Source organism: Peribacillus sp. NPDC096447 (assembly GCF_044762725.1).
Taxonomy (GTDB): domain Bacteria; phylum Bacillota; class Bacilli; order Bacillales; family DSM-1321; genus Peribacillus.
Window position 1 is genome coordinate 157,630 of record NZ_JBIWEV010000002.1, and the last position, 20,477, is coordinate 178,106.

Consider the following 20,477-nt stretch of genomic DNA (forward strand, 5'->3'; position numbering starts at 1 on the left):
TTACATCATGATCTGTGGATTTAAATCTATTGAAATCTGCAGCTGATTCTGAGCGGTTTCTTTTTGGTAATGCTCCAAAAGTGTGCGTAAATGCTGATTCAGGTCCGGCTCTCGTTTGTATTTTATCAGACATTGATAGCGATATCTATTGTTGATTCGACTAATGGGCGAAGCAACCGGACCTAGTACGATAGAATCCCGATTCAATCGTGAGCCTAAATAATTCGTGATTTTCTCAGTAACACTCACTGTCTTCATTAAATCTTCATGTGAAACGGTTATAAGGACAACATAATAATAGGGAGGGTAATGACTTTGCCTCCTTAGATGCATCTCCCGTTCATAAAAAGCATCATAATCCTGAAAGGCAGAAAGCTCGATGCTGTAGTGCTCAGGTGTATAGGTTTGGATGACCACTTCTCCCGGAAGCTGATGACGTCCTGCCCTTCCGCTGACCTGTGTCAGCAGCTGGAATGTCTTTTCCGAAGAACGGAAATCAGGCAGATGCAGCATCGTATCGGCTGAAAGGACTCCAACAAGGGTGATATTAGGAAAATCAAGGCCCTTGGCAATCATTTGGGTGCCTAACAATATATCGGCCTTCCCTTCACCAAAGGCATTCAGCAACCGCTCATGCGAACCCTTCTTACTCGTCGTGTCAACATCCATCCGTATGACCCGTGCTTCAGGGAGGATTTTCGCAAGCTCTTCTTCAACCTTTTGAGTGCCTGTACCGAAGAACCTTATATGTTCACTTTCACATTCAGGGCAAGCGGAAGGCATTCCCTCTTCAAAACCGCAATAATGGCATTTCATTATATCATTAAAGCGATGATATGTGAGTGAAATGTCACAATTAGGGCAGTTGATGACCAATCCGCAGCTTCGGCACATCACAAAGGAAGAATGCCCCCTTTTATTTAGCATCAGAACTGTTTGCTCCCCCTTCTCAAGCCGGTCTTTCAGCTTGGTAAAGAGCAGTTCCGAAAACATGGAACGATTTCCCGTTCTTAGTTCTTCGCGCATATCTACAATATCCACTGCTGGCAACGCATTTTTATTCATCCTCTGGCTAAGTGTCAATAATTTATAGACATTTTTCTTGGCTCGCGCAAAAGATTCAAGTGTAGGTGTCGCGCTGCCAAGAATAACCGGACACCTATATGATTTTGCTCTTTCAATGGCAACGTCCCTGGCGTGGTACCTTGGCGTTTCTTCTTGCTTATAACTGGATTCATGCTCTTCATCAATGATGACCAGCCCCAGGTTTTCAAAAGGAGCAAACACGGCGGAACGCGCGCCCACCACAACTTTTACTTCTTTACGGTGAATTTTCCGCCATTCATCATATTTTTCACCTACGGATAAACCGCTATGCATGACAGCTACCTGCTCCCCAAACCTTTCCTTAAACCTCTTCACCGTCTGTGGAGTTAAAGAGATTTCAGGTACAAGCATGATGGCTTCCTTCCCTTTTTCAATGACAGAGGCAATAGCCTGTAGATACACTTCCGTCTTCCCGCTTCCGGTTACACCATATAAAAGGAAAACATCATGTTCATCATGATATATTTTCTCTTGGATAGGCTTCAAGGCAGCTGTTTGTTCAGCTGTAAGTGTAAAGGGAGTGGATTTTTCGAACACACGGTTTTCATAAGGATCTCGGTATATTTCTTGATCCATTTCCGCCAAGGCCCCTTTTGACACTAGGGATTTGACGGTACCGCTTGATGTGTTCATCAATTCAAGCAATTCTTTTAACGGAATGGGTTCTTGATGTTCAGTAAAGTATTGAAGGAGTTCCTGTTGTTTTTTTGCATTGCTTGACATGGCTGATGCCATTTCTTTCAGTTCCTTAGGGGAAAGCAAAGATTTTATGACACGGACTGTCTTCTTATTAAGTCGGTTTTTCACATTATATACAAGCTCAAGATTGCCATTTTCCATTTCCTTTTGGAAAAGGGAGGCGTTCTCCCCTTCAATCACGTCTTTCCAAGATATTGAATCATTTTTCCCGAAAAGGTTTTGAATGAAGGGAGGCAGCTGATCCTTTTTATCTTCAACGACTTTGATCACTTTTTCATACTTTGCTTTCATCGCTGCCGGAAGCATGGCCTGTAGCGCTGAAATTTTAAAACACATCGCCTCTTTGGTCAACCAGTCACCCAGCTGAAGCAATTCATCATTAAGAATGGGCTCCAAATCCATTGGTTCTTTTATATAGCGTAATTTCGCAAATTCGCTTTTAGCTTTTAAGCCTGTGACGAATCCCTGAACCATTCTTGGACCGAATGGGACGATGACCCGCATTCCGGGTTTGATGACTTGGTTCCACTTTTCAGGTATGCGATAGTCGAATTCTCGATCCGTTTGTTTAGCAGGTACATCCACGATGACGGATGCTATATCCATATGACATCATTCCTTTTGCATGCGAGATACTTCTGCCAGGATGCTTTTAGCTATATCCGCTTTACTCATTTTTGGAAGTTCGGTCGCACTTCCATCTTTATCGTAAATAGTCACGATGTTCGTATCCGTTCCAAATCCTGCCCCTTGTGCAGTAACATTATTGGCAACGATCATATCTGCATTCTTTTTGGCTAATTTCCCTCTTGCGTATTCTTCAACATTGTTCGTTTCAGCCGCAAAGCCTACCAAGAACTGATGAGTTTTATTTTCACCGAGTTCCATGAGGATATCCTTTGTCCGTTCAAATTCAATCACATTTTCCCCTGGCTGCTTTTTCATCTTTTGAGCATGATAAATCTTCGGTTTATAGTCCGCCACTGCAGCTGTCATGATTACGACGTCACTGGAATCGAACTGATCGAATACCGAATCATACATATCTGCTGCTGATACCACTGGTATTACTTTGGCCTTGGAAGGTGGTGTCAAGTTCACTGGGCCAGTGATCAATGTCACCTCAGCGCCCATTTCGATTGCCTTTTCAGCTAGGGCATAGCCCATTTTGCCGCTGGAATGATTCGTCACGTAACGCACGGGATCGATTGCTTCACGAGTCGGTCCTGCCGTTATTAAATATTTCTTTCCTTTAAGAGGCTGTTGGTGTGATTTGCGTTCATCGAAATATCGATTAAGATGTTCTACGATTGTTTCCGGTTCCTCCAATCGCCCTTTCCCTACATAACCGCAGGCCAAATACCCTTCACCCGGTTCAATGAATTGATATCCAAACGACCGAAGTGTCTCCATATTTTTCTGAACCGCTGGGTGGGCGTACATGTGCACGTTCATTGCCGGCGCAACCCAGACAGGCGCTTCCGTTGCCAGAAGTGTGGTCGTAATCATATCATCCGCGATTCCATTGGCTACCTTTCCGATGACATTGGCTGTAGCAGGAGCCAACAGGATGATATCAGCCCAATCAGCCAAGTCGATGTGGGCAATGACTGATGAATCCTTCTCATCAAAAGTATCTGTGTACACATCATTTCTCGAAAGTGCTTGAAAGGTGAGCGGCGTCACGAATTTACGTGCCGATTCACTCATGATCACTTTAACATGTGCACCTTCCTGAGTTAATTTACTTGTCAGGGCAGCAGCCTTATATACAGCAATCCCGCCGGTGACACAAAGAAGTACTTTTTTATCGATAAGCATGCAAATTTCCCCTAACTATACATTCTATTTTCTTCTAATTATGACGGAAAACCGAAGAAATTTCATTCGAAATGCGCAATAACATATGGATTTCCCTAAACATTCCATATCTCTGCCTGCTTTCATCAATGACTTCCGGACTTTTTTAAAACCAAAACAAACAGGCCTGACACCTTGGCCGCAGGAAGGAAGCACTTTCCAAATGTTACGCTCCTGTTTGCTTTAGGGTGTCAGGCCCGATAGGTCAAGCTATGTGTTCTTTTAGTTTTCCTCGTAAGAATTATCGTAAGTCAACTTACCGGAATGAATCTCTTCAAGGGCACGACCTACTGATTTATGGGAAACCGGTTTCGTTATGAGGCAATTATCTTTAATTTGCATTTCCCTGGCACGCTTAGCTGCCACTGATACAAGTGAGTATTTTGAATCGATTTTAAGTAATAGAGAATCAATTGATGGATATAACATAATTTATTCCGCCTCCAACATTTTTTTATATAAAACAGCAACTCTTTCCCGACGGCAATGCTCGGCTATTACAATTGCATTAATTCTAGCACATGCGGCATCCACATGATCATTTTCAACAACATAATCATACAGATCCATAAGTTCTATTTCTTCCTTGGCCACTTTCATCCGTCCTTTTATCGCTTCCTCCGTCTCGGTTCCGCGAGTAACGATGCGGCTTTCGAGTTCGGTCAAACTCGGAGGAGCAAGGAAAATGAAAAGTCCTTCAGGGAATTTCTCCCGGACCTGTTTAGCTCCTTGAACTTCAATTTCCAGAAATACATCTTTTCCGGAATCGATTGTTTCACGGACATAATCCACGGGTGTTCCATAATAATTACCGACGAACTCTGCATATTCCAGCAATTTTCCTTCTTCGATCAGTGCTTCGAATTCCTCGCGTTTTTTGAAGAAATAATCCACTCCGTCCACTTCACCATGGCGAGGCAGCCGTGTGGTCATCGAAATCGAATATTCGAATGCCGTTCCTGGCTGAGAAAAAATCGCCTTTCTTACAGTTCCTTTACCAACACCGGATGGACCGGACAAAACGATTAATAAACCTTTTTCTCTCATATTGTTTCAGTTACCCCTCTTCTACGCTGTCATCTCTATCTTGAAGCCGTGCGGCAACCGTTTCCGGTTGAACGGCAGATAAGATAACATGGTCGCTGTCTGTAATTATAACGGCCCTAGTCCTTCTACCATATGTAGCATCTATTAAGGATCCGCGGTCTCGGGCATCTTGGATGATCCTTTTGATCGGAGCCGATTCAGGGCTCACGATGGATACGATCCGGTTTGCGGAAACGATATTCCCAAAACCAATATTAATGAGCTTAATTGACATTTTTGTCCCCCATTCATATCTATTGTCACCTTGTTAGGTTCATCATAAACTGACTACTCGATATTTTGAACCTGTTCCTTTAATTTTTCAAGCAGACTTTTCATTTCCACCACTTCTTTGGTAATGGCCGAATCATTTGCCTTTGATCCAATCGTATTGACTTCCCTATTCATTTCCTGGACAAGGAAGTCAAGTTTCCTTCCAATTGGTTCACTATGGGTAAGCGTCCTTGAAAATTGCTGTACATGGCTATCGAGTCTGGTCAGTTCTTCATTTATATCACATTTATCAGCAAAAATGGCCGCTTCTGTCACAATGCGGCTATCTTCGATCAATCCTTCAGTCAACTCTGCCAGTTTGATTTCCAAGCGGGCTTTATATTTTTCGACGACTGAAGGTGCATGCATTTTGACCCCTGCTACAATCTCACCAAACTTTTCAAGCTGGCGTTTCATGTCCAAGGCCAGTTCCTGACCTTCCAGATTCCGCATTTTTTTCAGATTTTCCAATGCCCCCGTGACAGCCTTCAATAACAGGGATTCCAAATCGGCAGGAACCGCAGGTACTTCCTCCGTTATGAAAATCGATTCAAGTTGCAGCATATCCTGTAATGTAATGGAACTTTCCAGATTGTATTTTCCCTTGACTTCTTCCATCAATCCCACATACTGATCAGCAAGATCCCAATCGATCTTCACCTTTTTGGAAACCAGGCTCTCACCTTCAACTGTAATGAAGATTTCCACGCGTCCCCTTCTTATGTATTGATTCGCCTTTTTTTTCACCTTTTCTTCCAAAACCAAAAGCTGGCGCGGCATTCGAATGGTATATTCACAAAAACGATGGTTCACGGTCTTAATTTCAGCAAAAACCTTGACCTGTTCGTTTTCCGCTTCTTCTCTTCCATAGCCCGTCATACTGGTAACCATGGTTCCACATCCTATCAAACATAATGTAGTAATTTAGCCTTTAACATTCATTATATATTAGCTACAGCACGAAAACTTTAGCTCACAAATAAAATACTACAAAAATAAAAAGGCAATAGAGCAAGACTCTACCACCTTAAAGATTATATCATATATCATTGTGCTTTTCTTGCTAAAAAGGTTCCAGCCAGTAAAAAAGTTGGAATGGATGCCATTCCTATTACTAATAGCCAATCCCTTCCCGAAATCGGTACCGTATGAAAGATTGTTTGTAAAGGCTGCACATACATGACGGCTACCATCAATAATAGGGAGGATAATACCGCCCCCACTAGATAAAGGTTACCGAATGGATTTCTCGAGAAGATCGAACGTTCACTTCGGCAATCGAATACATGTATAAGCTGAGCCAGTACCAAGGTAGCGAACGCAATCGTTTGTGCATAAGCAAGGTTTTCGGGATTTGCACGATATACAACATAAAATGCGATCAATGTAGAAACCCCGATCAGAAAACCGCGTGAGATGATCTTCCAGCCAAGCCCTCTTCCAAAAACACCTTCATTGGCATTTCTTGGATTTCTTTTCATTACATCTTCTTCGGCGGCATCCAGCCCCAACGCCATCGCGGGCAGTCCGTCGGTTACAAGGTTCACGAATAAGATCTGGATTGGTATCAAAGGTAAAGGCAAGGCGCATAGCATCGCAAAAAACATGACCAAAATCTCCCCCACATTGGAAGCAAGCAGATAACGGATGAACTTCCTGATGTTTTCATAAATATTCCTGCCTTCTTTGATGGCCGATTTAATTGTGGCAAAATTATCGTCAACCAATATCAAGGAAGAAGCTTCCTTCGAGACATCAGTACCCGTGATGCCCATGGATATACCAATATCCGCTGATTTTATTGCAGGGGCATCATTGACTCCATCCCCTGTCATTGCAACGACATGTCCTTTATTTTGCAAGGCTTTTACGATTTTTAACTTATGTTCTGGGGAAACGCGGGCAAATACCGAAACACTTTCAACTACTTCCTCAAGTTCCCCGACATCCATGTCCGCCAATTGCCGTCCTTCAAGTACACGGTCTTTTCCTTTTAAAATACCTAGTTCTTTAGCTATTGCCTTTGCGGTTATTACATGGTCGCCAGTAATCATGACAGTTTTAATCCCGGCATCCCTGCATTCCTTAACTGCCTGCTTCACCTCCGGACGCGGGGGATCGATCATGCCCTGCAGTCCCATGAAGGTCAAATTGCGTTCAGCTTCGGTTTCTTGAAGCAAAATCGTTCCTTTTGAAAGGGGTTTATAACCAACAGCAATCATTCGAAGTGCCTGCGAGGCAAGCTCATTCATGTCCTGCTGTACCCTTTCCTTACTCTCCCGATTTAATATTTCCGACCTTCCTTCCCAAAGAATCGTATCGGACTGGGCGATCAATACGTCAGGGGCCCCTTTTGCGATGACAAAATGATTATCTTTATCATCCTTCACTATGACACTCATCATTTTGCGGCTCGAGTCAAACGGAAACTCCTTGACTATCGTAAACCTCTTAGACAGGTGTTCCCTCGTCAACCCTGCTTTCATTGCCGCGACCAACATCGCCCCTTCTGTCGGATCACCGTCTAAAATATATTGTTTACCATTTTCCTTTAACTCAGCTTTGTTACAGAGCATGCCGAATGTAATTATTTGCAGCAATGCATTATGGTTTCTCGGGGCAACTGAAACTCCCTCTAAAGAAAACTCTCCGACAGGTTTATAACCAGTACCGCTGACATCCCAAGTTTTCCCTCCACTCCAAATCTTCGTCACCGTCATTTTGTTTTGGGTCAGTGTTCCTGTCTTATCTGAGCAAATCACCGTTGCGCAGCCTAGTGTTTCTACGGCAGGAAGTTTGCGGACAATCGCTTTTTGTTTGATCATACGCTGAACGCCTAAAGACAAGGCTACGGTCACAATGGCTGGCAAGCCTTCGGGAATCGCCGCAACAGCCAATGATACCCCGGCCAAAAACATCGTATAGAGGTCATGCCCTTGAATGACACCAGTCAGGACCACAATTACAGTTAATATTAAAGCCGTGACTATCAAAATTTTGCCTAGCTGCTCCAACCTCCGCTGAAGCGGTGTTTCTTTTGTTTCTGCAGTCTGCAGGAGATCCGCAATCTTGCCCATCGCCGTATTCATACCTGTAGCGGTTACGATTCCGACTCCATTTCCTCTTGTCACCATCGTTCCCATAAAAGCCATATTTTCCTGATCACCGATACCTTCGACTTCATTCATCAATGGATCGGAACATTTAACGGCCGGGAGTGACTCGCCGGTAAGTGCAGACTCTTCTATTTCAAGGCTTGAATGGTCGACGATCCGTAAATCGGCACCAATTCGGTCACCGCTCGAAAACTTCAGGATATCCCCCACAACGACTTCTTTCGAAGGGATTTTCAGCCACTGTCCACCTCGAAGCACGTTAACTTGCGGCGCAGCCATTTCCTTTAGGGCATCCAAGGATTTTTCTGCCTTCCGTTCTTGAAAAAAGCCAAGTAATCCATTCAAAAAAACAATCGCCATGATGGCAATCGCATCGATATATTCACCCAATATCCCGGAGACCAATGTCGCGGCAAGTAAAACGATGACCATGAAATCTTTGAATTGGGCGAAGAATAAAAGAATGGCAGACTGTTTTTCTCCTTCCTTCAATTCGTTAAAGCCATGCTTTCGCAGCCTGTCCTTTACTTCATCATCGTCCAAACCGTGTGTAACGTTTGTTTGAAGCGCTTTCTCCATTTCTTGATTATTCATTTCCTTGAACTCCATCAAGTATCACACATCCCTTTGAATAGAATGAAATAGGCTCCTGTATACATCTCAACAGGCGCTTTTTGCTTTACCCATCCAACACCTGCCTGCTTACCGATACATAAAACAACCTGCTCTTCTTCCATGATTATTCAGACTCGTCCAAAATAATGCTATAATTAAACAGAATTGCGGAAAGAAGAACGATGCGGATAATATAATGAATGAACGAGAGCTAATCATGATGGATGGTCAAATTTAGGATTAATCTCAGGTACCTATAAAAATAGCATCCATTCAATATTCCCGAACGGCAGCTTCAGCTTTTCACCCAGTTCGCTTAAAATTTGTGATTAGCTAAAATGGGCAGTCCTGATGCACTGATAACGCCTAGCAAAATGAGTATCTTAGAAAATCTTATGTAAAGGAAGTAAAAATAGAATGTCATTTGATGGATTATTTACGAAAGCGATGACTGAAGAAATCGCTTCTATATTAAAAGGTGGACGAATCAATAAGGTACATCAGCCTTATAAAAATGAAGTAATACTGGTTGTTCGTGCTGGAGGTAAGAACCATAAGCTCTTATTGTCAGCCCACCCAAGTTATTCGAGGGTGCAAATGACTGAAGAAAGCTATGAAAATCCCAAAGAAGCCCCCATGTTCTGCATGCTTCTTAGGAAGCACCTCGAAGGCTACACGATAGAAAATATTTATCAATATGAACTTGATAGGATGATCATTTTTGAAGTGAAGGGCCGCAATGAGCTTGGTGATGTCTCCCAAAAGCAGTTAATCATCGAAATCATGGGGCGTCACAGCAACATTGTTTTAGTCGATAAAGAACGGAATATGATTTTGGACAGCATTAAGCATGTTTCACATGCAGTAAACAGTTATCGGGCGATATTGCCCGGCCAGGAATATAAGGCTCCACCCGCACAAGAAAAGAATAATCCCTTCGATGCTACCGAGGACGATATCAGGAAGAATATCGACTTCAATGCAGGAAAGCTGGATCGACAGCTTGTTGCCCATTTTTCCGGAGTTTCACCATTAGTTGCAAAGGAAGCCGTCTACCGGTCTGGACTTGCCAACAGCACGACCCTTCCTTCAGCATTTTTAAGTATTATCCAGGAAATCTCGGAGCAGAAGTATGCCGCCACGATCAAACAAGATGGAAATAAAGAAGTTTTTTATATGCTTTCACTAGAGCATCTGACTGGCAATCAACGTACGTTTTCTTCATTGAGCGAGATGCTCGACCGCTATTACTTCGGAAAGGCAGAAAGAGATCGGGTTAAGCAAAAGAGCCAGGATGTAGAACGTTTCATTACAAATGAAATCGAAAAGAACTCAAAAAAAATCGGGAAACTCGAACGTACATTAAAAGATACGGAACGCGGGGAACAGTATCAGTTGTTCGGTGAGCTGCTTACAGCTAATCTATATCAAATGAAAAAAGGCATGAAGGAAATAGAAGTCGTCAATTATTATGATGAAGATCAAAGTATGGTCACCATCCCGCTTGACCCGTTAAAAAATCCATCAGATAATGCACAAAAGTACTTCTCCAGATACCAAAAGTCCAAAAATGCAGTCGGAGTCGTCCAAGAACAAATCGAAAAAACAAAATTGGAATTGGCCTACTTTGAAGCCTTGCATCAGCAGCTTCAATCAGCGTCACCCAGAGATATAGAGGAGATTCGCGAAGAACTTCAGGAAGAAGGATACATTCGGCAAAAAAAGAAAAAAGGCATGAAAAAGCCTGCAAATGCAAAACCGCAGCTTGAAACATATTATGCCACAGATGGAGATCTCATTTTTGTCGGGAAGAATAATAAACAAAATGATTACCTAACCAATAAGTTTGCACGCCGTGATGAAATATGGCTTCATACCAAAGATATACCTGGCTCACATGTTGTGATTCGAAATGAATCGCCAAGTGAAGAAACGATAAAAGAGGCAGCCGTATTAGCAGCTTTCTTCAGTAAAGCTAAGCAATCGAGCTCAGTGCCCGTTGATTTCACACAAGTTCGCCATGTTAAGAAACCGAATGGTTCCAAGCCCGGGTTCGTAATCTATGAGCAGCAGCAGACCGTATATATTACACCTGATGCCGATACCGTCATACGCTTAAAGGAAGCGGTAAAGGAGTAAAAAAATAGAGGCGGCCCAATCCTCCATGATTGGGCCGCCTCTATTTTCATGCTGAAATCCAAGCTGTATCAGCCGGATTCTCCCGCCATTTTTTTAGCTTTTCCAATTCATCTGCCGTGATGTACCCTTTTTCATTAGCGACTTTTATCAAAGTCGAGTAGTCACTCAACGAATGGTTAATAATGCCCTCAGCATCGAATTTTTCTTTTCCCTTTTCCAATTCATAAGTAAAGATCGAAACGACTCCTAGAACATCACAGCCTGCTTCCTTCAGCGCGTTAACAGCAGTAATTACACTTCCGCCGGTTGAAATCAAGTCTTCCACAACCACCACTTTTTGTCCTGGAACAGCGCGGCCTTCGATTTGATTGCCCTTTCCGTGCTCCTTGGCTTTGGATCGAACATAGCACATCGGTGCATTTAATTTTTCACTCACCCAAGCTGCATGCGGAATGCCGGCAGTTGCTGTGCCTGCAATCAGTTCAGCCTCAGGGAAGTGCTGTTCAATCAATCCTTTCAATCCTTCCGCTATTTCATTGCGAACCTCTGGGTATGAAAGGGTTAAGCGGTTGTCACAATAAATGGGTGATTGAATTCCAGATGCCCAAGTAAATGGGTCATTCGGCTGTAGGTACACTGCTTTTATTTCCAATAGATGTTCAGCTATCTTATTATTTAACATGATATTCCCTCCCAAGCTGCTTTCATATCCAAATAAGCCCTTAATGGATCTTCAGCCCCCGTTATGGCTCTTCCTACAACGATGGCATCCGCTCCAAATTCCCTAGCCTGTTCAGGCGTGGCAATTCTCTTTTGATCATGCGTCTGTCCTCCTGCATTTCGGATTCCAGGTGTGACCGTTAAAAATTCATGACCGATGCGTTCATGTATGTTCTTTACTTCATGGGTGGAACAGACGACGCCATCCAATCCTGCCTGTTTAGTAAGTTTTGCATAATGGAGGACCGAATCCTCCAGAGATCCGGCAATGTTTTGCTCAACATTCATTTGTTCTTGTGATGTGCTGGTCAGTTGGGTAACCCCTATGCATAATGGACGTTTTTTACCAGCGGACGTTCCCTTATCCAGGCCTTCGATGGCTGCTTCCATCATCTTTTGGCCACCCGCCGCATGTACATTGACCAAGTCGGCACCTAAAGTTGCCAATCCTGTCATGGCCATTTTGACCGTATTCGGAATATCATGAAGCTTCAAGTCCAAAAACACATCGTGGCCTTGCTCTTTTACGAAAGAGATTATTGATGGTCCATTCTGATAAAATAATTCCATCCCCACTTTAACAGCCAGTTTTTCCGAGTGGAACTGTTTTAGGAATTTCTCCGTTTGAATGAAGTCAGGGAAATCAAGAGCGATAATTAGTGACTGTTTCATTCTGCTTCCAGCTCCTTCCGGTACATTCTGAAATATGGTCAAATCCCAGCTCATCCAACAATTTCGGTAATTCTTCAATGATGGTCGGGCATACAAAGGGATCCACGAAGTTCGCGGTTCCCACCGCAACAGCACTGGCACCCGCATAGAAAAATTCAATGACGTCTTCCGCTGTAGCGATGCCGCCCATTCCGATTATTGGAATCGACACTTGCTGGCTTACCTCATAAATCATCCGGAGCGCAACAGGTTTTATTGCAGGACCAGATAAACCTCCCGTTCTGTTCGAAAGAATCGGTTTACCAGTCTTTAAATCCAACCGCATGCCGACTAATGTATTTATCATTGTCAGCCCGTCGGCCCCGCCTTCTTCTACAGCTTTGGCCATCTCCACAATATCACTGACATTCGGTGAAAGCTTCACATATACAGGAACGGAAGATACTTCCTTGACCGCCTTGGTTACCTCTTTGGCAACTTCCGGTACCGTACCGAAAGCTATGCCTCCTTCTTTTACATTCGGACAAGAGATATTCAATTCAAGTGCTTTTACATTCCCCACCTTGCTTATTTCCCTGGCAACCTTTACATAGTCAGCTATTTGCGAACCTGCAACGTTGGCGATGATGGGAACATCATACCCACCTAGCCAGTCCAGCTCTTCACTGATGACCTTTTCTAAACCTGGATTCTGCAGACCGATGGCGTTGAGCATTCCCGAAGAGGTTTCCGCAACACGCGGAGTAGGGTTACCGAACCTCGGCTCAGGAGTGGTCGCTTTGATCATGATCGCCCCAAGAATATCCAAGTCGAAAAATTGACTGTATTCACGGCCGAATCCAAAGCATCCAGATGCTGGCATGACTGGGTTTTTCAAATGTAATCCTGGTAATTCAACTGAAAGCCTGCTCATAGTACCACCTCTCCTGCCCGGAATACGGGTCCATCGCTGCATACCTTTTTATAACTGAATCCAGTTGGATCATCCCCTGTATGACACACGCAGGCAAAGCATGCACCGATGCCGCAGCCCATCCTTTCCTCGAGGGACAGGTAAAGCTTTTTCTCACGATAGCCCGCTTCCAACGCTCTTAACATTGGTGTAGGCCCGCAGGAAAAGATCGTTGCAAACTCTTGCTCCAGGTTGTCTATTACAGTCGTAACAAATCCTTTTGTCCCATATGAACCATCCACCGTGGCTATATGGGTATCACCTAATTCACTGAATTCTTTTTCGTAAAAGATGGCTGACTTGGTCTGGAAGCCCAATACATGGATTACCTTAACACCTTTCGCAACCAACATCTGTGAAAGTTGATACAGGGGCGGGACACCAATCCCGCCGCCAACCAATAATGCCGTTTCTCCCTTTTTGGCCTCATGAACGGGAAATCCGTTGCCAAGGGGTCCAAGAATATCGACCGCTTCCGCCTCTTTACGCTGTGATAACAGCGTCGTTCCTTTCCCTTCAGCCCGGTATATCATCGTGAACTGTTTTTCACTGCTGTTGTAAGAAGAAATTGAAATCGGGCGTCTTAACAATGGCTCAGTGCCTTCTGTTGTCTTGACCTGGACAAACTGGCCTGGTTGCTTCATCTCTGAAACCAATTCACCTTGCAGAGTAAGTTCAAAGATGGATGGGGCCAGCTCCTTATGATTTAACACCTTCATTCTTTCCTTCTTGATCATATATAGCTCACCTCACGACTTTTTTCCGTTTTTCCCATTGCTTCTGCCGAGAAGGTCATGGATTCTATCACTCTTAAAATAGCTTCTGCCGTATCAAGTGATGTTAAGCATGTCACTCCATTTTCAACCGATTCACGTCGGATTCTGAAACCATCCCGGGCCGGCTGCTTGCCTTTTGTCAAAGTATTTATGACAAATTGCGCTTCCCCGTTCCGGATAACATCCAGCAGGTTTGTACCTTCTTCGCCAATTTTACCTACAATCGCAGTCGGGATGCCCGATTGCTGCAATAGGGCCGCAGTTCCGCTGGTGGCTATCAGCTTGAAACCGATATTATGGAAACGTCTTGCTAAAAGTAGCGCTTCTTGCTTATCTTTATCCGATATCGTCAATAACACCGAACCATGCCCCTTAATTTTGAAGCCGGAAGCGACCAACCCTTTATATAAAGCCTTTTCAAGGGTGCTATCTTTCCCCATTACTTCACCAGTCGATTTCATTTCAGGTCCGAGAGAAATGTCCACGCCTCTTAATTTTGCAAAAGAGAAGACCGGCACTTTCACAAAGACCCCAGTTTGTTCTGGCACTAACCCAGATTGGTAACCTTGGCTTTCTAGTGTGTGTCCCAAGATGACCTTTGTGGCTAAATTAGCCATCGGCACATTCGTAATTTTACTTAAGAATGGAACGGTCCGGCTCGAACGTGGATTCACTTCAATTACATACACTTCTTCATTGCTGATGACATATTGAATGTTCAAGAGACCAATTATATTCAAGCCTTTTGCCAATCGGGTCGTATAGTCGATGATTACTTCTTTTTGTTTTTCCGTTAAATTTTGCGGCGGATAAACTGCAATCGAATCACCTGAATGGACACCGGCACGTTCGATATGCTCCATGATTCCAGGGATAACGACCGTTTCACCATCGGAAATACCATCGACTTCGATTTCCTTACCCGTTAAGTAGCGGTCTATCAGGACAGGATGATCTGGATTTATTTTCACGGCATTTTTCATGTAATGCAGTAATTCTTCTTGTTTATAGACGATTTCCATCGCTCTTCCTCCGAGAACATACGATGGCCTTACTAAAACAGGGTAACCAATATCTTCAGCGATGACGATCGCTTCATCAACCGATGTTGCGGTTTTACCCTTTGGCTGCGGAATGCCTAAATCCTTAAGTGCTTTTTCAAATTTATTTCGATTTTCCGCCCTATCCAGGTCTTCAAGTGAAGTACCAAGGATTTTCACTCCTCTTTCAACAAGACCATCTGCAAGGTTGATTGCTGTCTGTCCGCCAAACTGGACGATGACCCCTTCCGGTTTTTCCAAATCGATGACATGCATGACATCTTCAATAGTCAATGGTTCGAAATAAAGTTTGTCGGAGATACTGAAATCCGTCGAAACTGTTTCGGGATTGTTGTTGATGATGATCGCTTCATATCCCGCTTCTTTAATGGCCCATACCGAATGTACGGTCGCATAATCAAACTCTACTCCTTGCCCGATCCGAATTGGACCTGATCCCAGAACAATGACACTTTTCTTGTCGGTCACGATGGATTCATTCTCATCTTCATATGTCCCATAAAAATACGGTGTTTCCGATTCGAATTCGGCAGCACATGTATCAACCATTTTGTAAACAGGGATGATTCCTTGCTGTTTCCGGTACTCATAGACGTCAATTTCAGGAACTTCCCATATTTCCGCGATCGTTTTGTCAGAAAACCCTAGTTCTTTAGCCTTTTGCAATACTTCACAATCAAATGAATGTTCTTTAAGCTGCTTTTCAAAGTCGATTATCTTTTTCAACTTATGCAAGAAGAATAAATCGATCTGGCTCCATTCGTGGATGGTTTCGATCGTTTTGCCCCTTCTTAAAGCTTCACCGATATAGAATAACCGTTCATCTCCGGCTTTTCGGATCCGTTTCTCTATTTTTCCATCCTCAAACTCGTCATTCAAGTTAAGATGGTATATACCCGCTTCAAGGGAACGGACAGCTTTTAAGATGGATTCTTCGAATGTACGGCCGATTGCCATGACTTCTCCGGTCGCTTTCATTTGGGTCCCGAGTCTACGGTTGGCGCTTTCGAACTTATCGAAAGGCCAGCGCGGAATTTTCGTAACGACATAGTCCAGTGCCGGTTCAAAGCTTGCATAGGTTTTGCCTGTGACAGGGTTCATCATTTCATCAAGCGTCAAACCAACGGCTATCTTTGCTGCTAGCTTTGCAATTGGATACCCAGTCGCTTTTGAAGCAAGTGCCGAAGAACGGCTGACCCTTGGGTTCACTTCAATGACATAATATTGATAGCTGTTTGGATCTAGCGCAAGCTGAACATTACATCCACCTTCAATTTTCAAGGCGCGGATAATCTTCAAAGACGTATTTCGAAGCATTTGATACTCTCTGTCACTTAATGTTTGGCTTGGTGCCGCAACTATTGAATCGCCTGTATGGACACCGACAGGATCGAAGTTTTCCATATTACAAACGACTATTGCATTATCATTGGAATCACGCATCACTTCATATTCCACTTCTTTGAAACCGGCGATGCTCTTCTCAAGCAGACATTGGTGAACCGGGCTGCTTTTCAGGCCACCCTCAACGATCTCGATAAGCTGCTCTTCGTTATCACAAATCCCACCGCCTGTTCCGCCAAGCGTGAAGGCTGGACGAACAATGACTGGATAGCCGACTCGTTCAACGAATGTATAAGCTTCTTCCAAGTTATGAATAATGTCGCTGTCAGGCACTGGTTCCCCAAGATCGTTCATTAGCGTACGGAAAAGGTCACGGTCTTCCGCTTGTTGGATAGCCGAAAGTTTGGTACCAAGAATCTGGACATTGCATTCTTCCAGGATTCCTGATTCGGCAAGCTCAACAGCCATGTTCAAGCCAGTCTGTCCGCCCAAGGTAGGTAACAGTGCATCCGGGCGCTCTTTACGAATGATTTTGCTGACGAATTCCAATGTGATCGGTTCGATATAAACCGCGTCAGCCATTTCAGTGTCTGTCATGATTGTAGCAGGGTTAGAGTTAATCAGGATCACTCGATAACCTTCTTCTTTTAAGGCTATACACGCTTGGGTTCCTGCATAATCGAACTCGGCGGCCTGTCCGATGACGATCGGACCGGAACCAATTACTAGGATGCTTTTTATATCAGTGCGTTTTGGCATGTTTTTTCCCCCTTGTTGGTTGCAGCTTCAATCATTTGTAAGAATTCATTGAATAAATAGTTGGCATCTTCCGGACCTGGTGATGCTTCCGGGTGATATTGTACGGTGAAAGCCGGATACTTTTTATGGCGCAGACCTTCAATCGTATCGTCATTCAATGCTGTATGTGTCACAATAAGATCTGTACTTTCTATGGAAAGCTCTTCAACTGTATATCCATGATTTTGAGATGTGATGGATACTTTCCCGGTACGAAGGTCCCTAACCGGATGATTCGAACCTCGATGGCCGAATTTTAATTTTGCCGTATCCGCCCCGTTTGCAAGTGCGAATAATTGATGTCCTAAACAGATTCCGAATAACGGCACTTGCGTTTGGATTGTACGGATCATTTCGAGCGTCTCATGAACACTTTTCGGATCTCCAGGACCATTTGAAAGCATCACGCCATCCGGATGATATTGCATCACTTCTTCGGCCGTGACGTTATAAGGCACAACCACGACATCACAGCCGCGCTTCGTCAACTCACGTAAAATCCCATGCTTCATGCCGTAGTCTACAAGAACTACCCGCGGGCCTCTGCCCGGGCTGGAATAAGGTGCTTTTGTTGAAACCTGTTTTACCTGATTTGAAGGAATCACCGTTGCTTTCAATTGGGAAACCACTTCATTTGCATCTTTATTGATATTGCAAAGCGCCCCTTTAAGTGCACCTGATTTCCTGATGATTCTTGTCAGCTTTCTCGTATCGATTCCGCTTATTCCAGGTATGTTCTTCATTTTCAGATATTCATCTAGTGATAATTGGTTTCGCCAGTTGGAAGGAAGTTCTGCTGTTTCCTTAACGACGAATCCTGCTATGGCTGGATTGATGGATTCAAAGTCATCCCGGTTTATCCCGTAGTTCCCGATTAATGGATACGTAAGTGTAACGATTTGACCGCAATACGATGGATCGGATAGAATCTCCTGGTACCCCGTCATTCCTGTGTTAAAAACGACTTCACCTATTTTTTCTACGTCCCCTCCGAATGCTTCCCCAAGGAATACTGTCCCGTCTTCTAAAATTAGCTGTCTTTTCATCCTTGAACACGTCCTTTTTCCCAAGCTATTTTTCCTTCTGCAATCGTCATGACTGGCCAGCCATAACATTTCTTTTCATTAAAAGGTGTATTTTTCCCTTTTGAAGCAAACTCTTCAGCATTGATTTCTTTTTCCGTTTCCAAATCGATGAGCACGATATCCGCAGTAGCACCTTCCTTTAGCTCTCCATAAGGAAGGGAGAAACTTTCAGATGGTTTGATTGTCATGAAATCGATCAATTGCTTTAATGTTATGACGCCCTTTTTAACCAATTCGGTGTAAAGCAGCGGGAAGGCCGTTTCCAATCCTACTATTCCGAAAGGAGCCAGCTGCATCCCCTGCGCCTTTTCCTCTGCCGCATGCGGGGCATGGTCTGTTGCTATAAAATCGATGGTTCCGTCAAGCAGTCCTTCAATCAACGCGTCCCGATCTTCACGGCCCCTTAATGGCGGGTTCATTTTATAATTCGTATCAAGTCCCGGTATATCATCTTCACACAATAATAAGTGATGCGGTGTAACTTCGGCTGTAACTCGGATACCTGCACGTTTTGCATCCCTTACCGTCCTTACCGATTCCTTCGTGGATATATGGCACACGTGATAATGGCAGTTAGCCGCTTCGGCAAGAAGGATATCCCGGGCAATATGTACAGCTTCACATACGGACGGAATTCCATTGATCCCCTGTTCATTTGAGAATCTTCCTTCATGGACGGAGCCTTTATTGATTAAGCTATTGTCTTCACAATGAGCAACTATGGCCATATCTTGAGCTGCTGCCCGTTTCATCGCTTCCAGCATCATCCCGGCTTCTTGAATTCCTACGCCATCGTCCGTAAAGGCGAAAGCACCCGTTTGTTTTAATGAAGAAAAGTCGGTCAGCTCCTTGCCTGCTTCCCTAATCGTAATGGATGCATATGGAAGTACCCTGACATGAGCCGTTTCTTCAATCTTCCTGTTAAGCGCCTCAAGGTTCTCCACTGTATCAGGAACTGGCCTTGTATTCGGCATCGCCGCTACCGTAGTGAAACCGCCTCTTGCCGCTGCAAGCGTCCCGCTTGCGATTGTTTCTTTATGTTCACCGCCCGGTTCACGTAGATGGACATGCAGGTCAACAAATCCTGAAGTAATAAGTAACCCTTCAGCGTCAACTACCTTACAATTTTCCGTTGCCAAGTTCTCGCCGATTTTTGTGATGACCTTGCCTTCCATTTCAATGTCCGCTTTTTTGAATGAGTTTTGATTATCTAGCAATACTCCATTTTTGATTACTGTTTTCATGAATGTTTCCCCCTTCGGATTGTTCAAGCACATTTTTTAATACGGCCATTCTAATGAATACGCCATTCTCCATTTGTTTGAAAATTCTTGAGCGGCTGCATTCGACTAAATCACTGTCTATTTCAACACCGCGATTTATTGGTGCAGGATGCATGATGATCGCATCCGGTTTCATATTTTTTTCACGTTGTTTGGTCAGGCCGAAACTTTCCAGGTAATCTCCATTTGCGTGATCGTATTTTTCAACATGCCTTTCATGCTGTATTCTGAGCAGCATGACCACATCCGCTGTAGCTACCGCATGATCGATGTCTTCATACCTTCCTAAACTGTTTGTTCTGTCAAACCATTCAGGCGGACCCGAAAATACGACATTCGCTCCTAAACGGGTCAATGCTTCTGCATTCGATTTTGCAACCCGACTATGCATCACATCACCGATTATCGCAATCTTCAGACCTTTGAAACTTTTAAACTCTTGTTTTATCGTCAATAAGTCCAGTAATGATTGGGTTGGGTGATTTCCGCAGCCATCCCCTGCATTGATTATTGGAATCCCGATCTTCTCATTCAATTCGTCAAAATAATTATCCTGTTCATGACGGATGATCAAGGCATTTACACCTATTGCTTCTAACGTTTTAACAGTGTCATATAAGGTTTCGCCTTTTAACACGGATGATGTACCCGCATCAAAAGGAATGACCTCAAGTCCCAGTTTTCTTTCAGCCATTTCAAAGCTTGATTTTGTACGTGTGCTTGGTTCAAAGAAGAGGTTGGCAACTGTGGTCTGCTGCTTTGGATTCCAGCTAGATCCGTTGGCAAAACCCTCTGCCTCATGTAAAATTCTTTCAATATCAGTCAAAGTCAATTCATTCATGGTCAATAATTTTTTCATCGATCCTGCTCCTTTCACATTTGTGATGCGGG

General features: G+C 43.8%; 17 protein-coding genes. 1 reads left to right on the top strand and 16 read right to left on the bottom strand.

Features of this window, described 5'->3' with window-relative positions; genetic code table 11:
- The 8 genes from priA to ACIQZD_RS07650 all read right to left on the bottom strand — a co-directional run bounded on the left by priA (position 1) and on the right by ACIQZD_RS07650 (position 8,878).
- Positions 1 to 2,412, bottom strand: a complete 2,412-nt coding sequence (priA, locus tag ACIQZD_RS07615; protein WP_402900375.1) for a primosomal protein N' — start codon at positions 2,410 to 2,412, stop codon at positions 1 to 3.
- Between the two features lie 6 nt (positions 2,413 to 2,418).
- Complete coding sequence (gene coaBC, locus ACIQZD_RS07620) at positions 2,419 to 3,627, bottom strand: bifunctional phosphopantothenoylcysteine decarboxylase/phosphopantothenate--cysteine ligase CoaBC (RefSeq protein WP_402900378.1); 1,209 nt, start codon at positions 3,625 to 3,627, stop codon at positions 2,419 to 2,421.
- A 261-nt stretch (positions 3,628 to 3,888) separates the two neighbouring features.
- Entirely contained in the window at positions 3,889 to 4,095 is a 207-nt protein-coding gene (gene rpoZ / locus ACIQZD_RS07625) for a DNA-directed RNA polymerase subunit omega (protein ID WP_101224607.1), read from the bottom strand.
- A gap of 3 nt (positions 4,096 to 4,098) precedes the next feature.
- On the bottom strand, positions 4,099 to 4,713 hold the full coding sequence (gmk, locus tag ACIQZD_RS07630; protein ID WP_034313809.1) for a guanylate kinase: 615 nt from the start codon (positions 4,711 to 4,713) through the stop codon (positions 4,099 to 4,101).
- 10 nt (positions 4,714 to 4,723) lie between these two features.
- A complete protein-coding gene (gene remA / locus ACIQZD_RS07635) occupies positions 4,724 to 4,987 on the bottom strand; it encodes an extracellular matrix/biofilm regulator RemA (RefSeq protein ID WP_034313813.1) in 264 nt (87 codons plus the stop codon).
- Positions 4,988 to 5,040: 53 nt separating this feature from the next.
- Complete coding sequence (locus tag ACIQZD_RS07640) at positions 5,041 to 5,916, bottom strand: YicC/YloC family endoribonuclease (protein ID WP_137018775.1); 876 nt, start codon at positions 5,914 to 5,916, stop codon at positions 5,041 to 5,043.
- 155 nt (positions 5,917 to 6,071) lie between these two features.
- Positions 6,072 to 8,750, bottom strand: coding sequence for a cation-translocating P-type ATPase (locus ACIQZD_RS07645; protein ID WP_402902008.1), 2,679 nt, complete (start codon positions 8,748 to 8,750; stop codon positions 6,072 to 6,074).
- Positions 8,750 to 8,878 (bottom strand): hypothetical protein, encoded by a 129-nt coding sequence (locus ACIQZD_RS07650; protein WP_260357047.1) that lies wholly within the window; start codon positions 8,876 to 8,878, stop codon positions 8,750 to 8,752. The genes ACIQZD_RS07645 and ACIQZD_RS07650 overlap by 1 nt, the downstream gene beginning before the upstream one ends.
- Before the next feature lie 295 nt (positions 8,879 to 9,173).
- On the opposite strand from ACIQZD_RS07650, the gene ACIQZD_RS07655 reads away from it, so the two are divergent.
- A complete protein-coding gene (locus tag ACIQZD_RS07655) occupies positions 9,174 to 10,895 on the top strand; it encodes an Rqc2 family fibronectin-binding protein (protein ID WP_402900382.1) in 1,722 nt (573 codons plus the stop codon).
- A 46-nt stretch (positions 10,896 to 10,941) separates the two neighbouring features.
- Here ACIQZD_RS07655 and pyrE read toward each other — a convergent pair whose 3' ends face one another.
- From pyrE to ACIQZD_RS07695, 8 genes are read right to left on the bottom strand one after another with little or no spacing between them, the layout of a single operon-like run.
- Positions 10,942 to 11,577, bottom strand: a complete 636-nt coding sequence (gene pyrE / locus ACIQZD_RS07660) for an orotate phosphoribosyltransferase (RefSeq protein WP_101224604.1) — start codon at positions 11,575 to 11,577, stop codon at positions 10,942 to 10,944.
- Complete coding sequence (gene pyrF, locus ACIQZD_RS07665) at positions 11,571 to 12,287, bottom strand: orotidine-5'-phosphate decarboxylase (protein ID WP_402900385.1); 717 nt, start codon at positions 12,285 to 12,287, stop codon at positions 11,571 to 11,573. Before pyrF ends, pyrE begins: the two co-directional genes overlap by 7 nt.
- Positions 12,259 to 13,200 (bottom strand): dihydroorotate dehydrogenase, encoded by a 942-nt coding sequence (locus tag ACIQZD_RS07670; protein WP_402900388.1) that lies wholly within the window; start codon positions 13,198 to 13,200, stop codon positions 12,259 to 12,261. The genes pyrF and ACIQZD_RS07670 overlap by 29 nt, the downstream gene beginning before the upstream one ends.
- A complete protein-coding gene (locus tag ACIQZD_RS07675) occupies positions 13,197 to 13,976 on the bottom strand; it encodes a dihydroorotate dehydrogenase electron transfer subunit (protein ID WP_352921538.1) in 780 nt (259 codons plus the stop codon). Before ACIQZD_RS07675 ends, ACIQZD_RS07670 begins: the two co-directional genes overlap by 4 nt.
- Positions 13,973 to 17,179: a carbamoyl-phosphate synthase large subunit gene (carB, locus tag ACIQZD_RS07680; protein ID WP_402900393.1), complete on the bottom strand. Its 3,207-nt coding sequence runs from the start codon at positions 17,177 to 17,179 to the stop codon at positions 13,973 to 13,975. Before carB ends, ACIQZD_RS07675 begins: the two co-directional genes overlap by 4 nt.
- Positions 17,158 to 18,264, bottom strand: a complete 1,107-nt coding sequence (locus ACIQZD_RS07685) for a carbamoyl phosphate synthase small subunit (RefSeq protein WP_289352246.1) — start codon at positions 18,262 to 18,264, stop codon at positions 17,158 to 17,160. Before ACIQZD_RS07685 ends, carB begins: the two co-directional genes overlap by 22 nt.
- Complete coding sequence (locus ACIQZD_RS07690; protein WP_402900398.1) at positions 18,261 to 19,547, bottom strand: dihydroorotase; 1,287 nt, start codon at positions 19,545 to 19,547, stop codon at positions 18,261 to 18,263. The genes ACIQZD_RS07685 and ACIQZD_RS07690 overlap by 4 nt, the downstream gene beginning before the upstream one ends.
- Positions 19,510 to 20,445: an aspartate carbamoyltransferase catalytic subunit gene (locus ACIQZD_RS07695; protein WP_402900403.1), complete on the bottom strand. Its 936-nt coding sequence runs from the start codon at positions 20,443 to 20,445 to the stop codon at positions 19,510 to 19,512. Before ACIQZD_RS07695 ends, ACIQZD_RS07690 begins: the two co-directional genes overlap by 38 nt.
- Between the last annotated feature and the right edge of the window lie 32 nt (positions 20,446 to 20,477).